Here is a 5493-nt window from a genome sequence, read left to right as displayed (position 1 = left end):
GACGCACCCGGCGCCGGGTGCGTGTCGAGGTCGGATTCGAGCTGGCGCTCGCGCCAGTCGGCCGGCAGCAGGTGGTCGAGGACGTCGTCGACGGTGACCACGCCGACGAGCCGTCCGCCGCGGTCGAGCACCGGCGCGGCGACCAGGTTGTACGACGCCAGCAGCCGGGTGACCTCGGCGAGCGGGGTCTCCGGCCGCAGCGACGCGATGTCCACGTCGATCACGCCGCCGACCAGGGTGGACGGCGGCTCCCGCAGCAGCCGTTGGAAGTGGGCGAGGCCGAGGTAGCGGCCGGTGGGCGTCTCGTAGGGCGGACGGACCACGTAGACCTGCGCGGCCAGCGCCGGGGACAGCTCCCGCTCGCGGATGCGCGCGAGTGCCTCGGCCACCGTCGCGTTCGGGGCGAGCACGACCGGCTCGCTGGTCATGATCCCGCCAGCGGTGTCGTCGGCGTAGCGCAGCAGGCGGCGCACGTCGGCGGCCTCGTCCGGCTCCATCAGCCGCAGCAGCCGCTCGGCGTCCTCGGCGGGCAGCTCGCCGAGCAGGTCCGCCGCGTCGTCGGGGTCCATCGCCTCCAGCACGTCGGCGGCGCGTTCCTCGGCGAGCCCGCCGAGCAGCTCCACCTGTTCGTCCTCGGGCAGTTCCTCGAGGACGTCGGCGAGCCGTTCGTCGTCGAGGGCCGCGGCGACCTCGGCGCGCCGCTTGTCGGACAGGTCGTGCAGCAGGGTCGCGAGGTCCGCGGGGCGCAGCTTCTCGAACGCGGCCAGCAGGTTCGCCGCACCCTGGCCCCCCTCGGCCAGCGACAGGCCGGTGACCTCGTCCCAGACCACGGTGCGCACCTCGCCGCGCCGACCCCGCCCGGTGCGGACCGCCACCTGGTCGAGCACCCAGTCCCCGCCGCGGATCGGCTCGATCGCGGCGTCGACGACGGTGACCTCGGTGCCCGAGGACAGCAGCGTCGCGCGGCGGTCGAGCAGCTCGCCGAGGACCCGGGTCTCGTTCGGCCGTTGCTGGAAGCGCCGCCAGCTCAGCCGGGCCGAGGAGAGCACGACCGCGCCGGACTCCACGCCCGTGACCCGCCCGATCGGGACGAAGATCGGCCGACGCTGGACCTCGACGGCAAGTCCCAGCACCCGGGGCGGCTCGTGCCCGAGGCGCAGCGTGACGATGATGTCGTGGACCCGGCCGACCTGGTCGCCGTTCGGGTCGAGGACCAGCAGGCCGGCGAGGCGGCGGCAGTACACCCTGGACTGGGCGGGGCGCGTGGGCATCATGGTCACCGGCCGTTTCCGGCCGAGGCGGACATACCGCCGCGGGCCGGCACCGCAGTCCTGTTCACGGCCGGAGGCTACCCGCGCGGGCGCGTCCCGCAACCCCGACCCCGACATACCCGCCCGCCTGGGCAGTCACAGGGCCGGTGGGCCCGTCCCGGACGGCCGGACCCAGGTCCGCACCCCCGGGGGTCTAGGGCGGACACAGGTACGCACAGACGGGCACAGGAAGGCCCGGAAATGCGCACCGATCGGATCCATGCGGGGATCCCGGACCGGCGATGAGCACAATGAGTTACGGATAGCTAACATAGAGATCATGCCGCAGCGTTCCCGCCGGTCCTGCCTGGCCGTCCCCGGATCCTCGACGAAGATGCTCGGCAAGGCCCAGGGCCTGCCCGCCGACCAGGTGTTCTGCGATCTGGAGGACTCGGTCGCGCCCGGCGCGAAGGAGGCTGCCCGGGCGAACGTGGTCGCGGCGCTCAACGAGGGCGACTGGGCGGGCCGGACCCGCGTCGTCCGGGTGAACGACCTGACGACCCGTTGGACCTACCGCGACGTCATCGAGGTCGTCGAGGGCGCCGGCGCGAACCTGGACTGCGTCATGCTGCCGAAGGTGCAGTCCGCCGCCCAGGTGGCCTGGTTGGACCTGCTGCTCACCCAGATCGAGAAGGTACTGGGGTTCGAGGTCGGCCGGATCGGAATCGAGGCGCAGATCGAGACGGCGCTCGGCCTGTCGAACGTGCGCGAGATCGCCTTCGCCAGCCCCCGGATCGAGACCATCATCTTCGGCCCGGCCGACTTCATGGCCTCGATCAACATGCCGTCGCTCACGGTCGGCGCGCTCAGCCCGGACTACCCGGGCGACCCCTTTCACTACGTGTTGTTCAAGATTCTCGAGACCGCCCGCGCCCGCGGGGTGCAGGCGATCGACGGCCCCTTCCTGCAGATCCGCGACACCGCGGCTTTCCGGGCGACCGCCGCCCGCTCGGCCGCACTCGGTTTCGACGGGAAATGGGTGCTGCATCCCAGCCAGATCGAGGCGGCCAACGAGATCTACGCGCCGCGCCAGGCCGACTACGACCACGCCGAGCTGATCCTCGACGCGTACGCCTGGCACACCTCGACCGAGGGCGGGCTGACCGGCGCGGTGATGCTCGGCGACGAGATGATCGACGAGGCCAGCCGCAAGATGGCCGAGGTCGTCGCGGGCAAGGGCCGCGCCGCGGGGCTCGCCCGCACGCGGAAGTTCGAGCCGCCGATCGGCGTCGGGCGCTAGCCGGCCGTGCAGGCCGCAGGAGGGGACGACCGATGGGCCGCATCGCGCAGACCGACGACCTGACCGACGTGCAGCGCGACATTCTCGCGGCGGTGCGCACGTTCGTCGACAAGGAAATCCTTCCGTTCGCCACCGAGCTCGAACACGCCGACGAATACCCGGAGTCCATCGTCGAGTCGATGAAGGAGATGGGGCTGTTCGGGATCACCATTCCCGAGCAGTACGGCGGGCTGGGCGAGTCGCTGCTCACCTACGCACTCGTCGTGGAGGAGATCGCCCGAGGCTGGATGAGCGTCGCCGGGGTCGTCAACACCCATTTCATCGTCGCCTACCTGATCGCCCGGCACGGCAGCGCCGACCAGCGCCGCCGGTTGTTGCCGCGCATGGCGACCGGCGAGCTGCGCGGCGCGTTCTCGATGAGCGAGCCCGGCTGCGGCTCGGATGTCGCGGCGATCACCAGCCGGGCCGACCGGCAGGCCGGCGGCGACGGCGACGGCGGCTACGTGCTCAACGGGCAGAAGATGTGGCTGACCAACGGCGCACGGGCCGGCATCGTCGCCACCCTGGTGAAGACCGACGAGGGCGCCGAGTCGGTCTACCGGAACATGACCACCTTCCTGCTGGAAAAGGAACCGGGCTTCGGCAGCCACGGCGGGATCACCATTCCCGGCAGCATCGACAAACTCGGCTACAAGGGTATCGAGACGACCGAGATGGTCCTCACCGACCACCGGGTGCCGGCCGCGGCGATTCTCGGCGGCGACGACGGCCGCGGCCAGGGCTTCTACCAGATGATGGACGGCGTCGAGGTGGGCCGGGTCAACGTCGCCGCCCGGGCCTGCGGCATCATGATCCGCGCCTTCGAGCTCGCCGTCGCCTATGCGCAGACCCGGCGTACCTTTGGTCGGCCGATCGCCGAACACCAGGCCATCGCCTTCAAGCTCGCCGAGATGGCGACCAAGGTCGAGGCCGGCCACCTGATGATGGTCAGCGCCGCCCGCAAGAAGGACAGCGGACAGCGCAACGACGTCTCCGCCGGGATGGCGAAGTATCTGGCCAGCGAGTACTGCCACGAGGTGACGACGGAATCGTTCCGCATCCACGGCGGCTACGGCTACTCGAAGGAGTACGAGATCGAGCGGCTGTACCGGGAGGCACCCTTCATGCTCATCGGCGAGGGCACCTCCGAGATTCAGAAGCGGATCATCAGCCGGGCCCTGCTGCGCGAGTACGAAACGCCGCGCTGACCCGCTCGGGCCGGGGCGACCGCAGCCGCCGACCGCAGCGCCCGATCACGGCGGCCGATCATCACGGCGGCCGCCGGTCCGTCTTGCGTAGTCTGCTCCTGACCGACCATCCGGGACAGGAGCACGTTGATGCAGGTTGCCTTCGTCGGCCTCGGCACCATGGGCTTCCCCATGGCCGGCCATCTCGCCCGCGCCGGATTCGACACCGTCGTGTACAACCGCACGGAGGCGACGGCGGCGCGCTGGTCGGCCGCGCATCCGGGCCGGGTCGCGGCGACGCCGGCGCAGGCCGCCGCCGGATCCGAGGTGGTCTGCGTGTGCGTCGGGGCCGACGACGACGTCCGCGGGGTGCTGCTCGGGCCGGACGGCGCGCTCGGCGCGCTGGCGCCGGGGGCGACGATCGTCGACCACACGACGACGTCGGCGGAGCTGGCCGCTGAGATCGCGGCGCAGGCGGCGAAGGTCGGAGTCGGTTTCGTCGACGCGCCGGTGTCCGGCGGACAGGCCGGTGCCGAGGCGGGGCGCCTGAGCGTCATGTGCGGCGGCGAGGTGGACACGGTCGAGCGGGTCCGCCCGGTGCTGGCCGCCTACGGGACGACGATCACCCGCATCGGCCCGGTCGGCACCGGCCAGCTCACGAAGATGGTCAACCAGATCCTGGTGGCCGGGGCCATCGAGGGCGCGGCCGAGGCCCTCAACTTCGCCGCCGCCGCCGGCCTCGACCTGGCCCAGGTGCTACCCGCCGTGTCGGGTGGCGCCGCGAGTTCCTGGTACCTGACCAACCGTGCCGCCACCATGATCCGGGATGAGTTCGACTTCGGCTTCGCCGTCGACTGGATGCGCAAGGACCTGCGAATCTGCCTGGCGGAGGCGGCCCGCCGGGGCGTCGAGGTGCCGCTGACCGAGCTCGCCGAGGCCGACCTCGGCGCCTCGCAGGCCCGTGGCGAAGGCCAGCTCGACGCCACCGCCATCATCCGGCTGCGCCGGCCCGCCCCCGCGGTGCAGGCAGCGAGCGGTGCGGACAGCGGCGGCACCGCCGCTGCCGACGTCAGAGGTACTGCTTCGACGGATTGACCATCGCGCGGACCGTCTTGCCGTCGTGGAACTCGCCGATCGCGGTCATCGACCAGGTCGGGCCGCCGCCCTCACGCTGCACCCGGCACATCACCAGCCCGGTGGACGGCTTGGACTCGGACAGGTCGAAGCGGACGAGCTCCTGGCCGGTGACGTCGTCGTAGAGCCGGCAGTAGGCGTTGCGCACGTCGGTGAACGGCTGCCCCTGAAAGCTGTTCACCGTGAAGATCAGCGTGGCGACGTTCGGGGGTAGCGCGGCGAGATCGACCTGAATCGTCTCGTCGTCACCGTCGCCACGGCCGGTGAGGTTGTCGCCCGAGTGGCGCACCGCGCCGCGCGCGCCCTTCTTGGACATGAACCACACCTTGTCCACGTCCTTGCCACGCTCGTCGAACAGGATGCAGGACGCGTCGAGGTCGATCGACCGACCGCGCTGCGCCGGATCCCAGCCCAGGCCCATCCGCACCCGGGTGAGCGGGGGCGCGCCGGTCTTCACCAGCGACACGCTCTGCCCCTTGGCCAACGAGACCCGGCCCTTGTCCAGGTTGACCCGGCCGCCGGGCTGGCCGGAAGCCGGCGGCGGCCCCCACTGGCCGCCGGCCGGCGGCCCCCAGGGCTGGCC

Annotated in this window: 5 protein-coding genes; 3 read left to right on the top strand and 2 right to left on the bottom strand. The window is 71.8% G+C overall.

The features are described 5' to 3' along the window. Positions 1-1271, bottom strand: a 1271-nt coding sequence (locus ND748_RS23975; RefSeq protein ID WP_251748216.1) for a magnesium transporter MgtE N-terminal domain-containing protein, incomplete at its 3' end; no start/stop codon positions are given. A 319-nt stretch (positions 1272-1590) separates the two neighbouring features. On the opposite strand from ND748_RS23975, the gene ND748_RS23970 reads away from it, so the two are divergent. The 3 genes from ND748_RS23970 (at position 1591) to ND748_RS23960 (ending at position 4871) form a co-directional block, all read left to right on the top strand. Continuing rightward, a complete protein-coding gene (locus tag ND748_RS23970; protein WP_251748215.1) occupies positions 1591-2550 on the top strand; it encodes a CoA ester lyase in 960 nt (319 codons plus the stop codon). Positions 2551-2582: 32 nt separating this feature from the next. Beyond that, positions 2583-3797, top strand: a complete 1215-nt coding sequence (locus tag ND748_RS23965) for an acyl-CoA dehydrogenase family protein (RefSeq protein WP_251748214.1) — start codon at positions 2583-2585, stop codon at positions 3795-3797. Positions 3798-3926: 129 nt separating this feature from the next. Continuing rightward, entirely contained in the window at positions 3927-4871 is a 945-nt protein-coding gene (locus tag ND748_RS23960; RefSeq protein ID WP_251748212.1) for an NAD(P)-dependent oxidoreductase, read from the top strand. Here ND748_RS23960 and ND748_RS23955 read toward each other — a convergent pair. Then, a partial coding sequence (locus ND748_RS23955; RefSeq protein WP_251748211.1) for a TerD family protein occupies positions 4846-5493 on the bottom strand: 648 nt, incomplete at its 5' end. The two genes, ND748_RS23960 and ND748_RS23955, sit on opposite strands and share 26 nt — an antisense overlap.

The organism is Frankia sp. AiPs1 (genome assembly GCF_023716945.1).
Classification (GTDB): Bacteria; Actinomycetota; Actinomycetes; order Frankiales; family Frankiaceae; genus Frankia.
Note: the sequence above shows the minus strand (reverse complement) of the source record. Positions and strands in the feature narration are given on the sequence as shown.

Bases quoted from the DNA above. Each gene is read 5' to 3' on its own strand.
- ND748_RS23965 (WP_251748214.1), top strand. From the start codon at position 2,583: ATGGGCCGCATCGCGCAGACCGACGACCTGACCGACGTGCAGCGCGAC.
- ND748_RS23970 (WP_251748215.1), top strand. From the start codon at position 1,591: ATGCCGCAGCGTTCCCGCCGGTCCTGCCTGGCCGTCCCCGGATCCTCG.
- ND748_RS23960 (WP_251748212.1), top strand. From the start codon at position 3,927: ATGCAGGTTGCCTTCGTCGGCCTCGGCACCATGGGCTTCCCCATGGCC.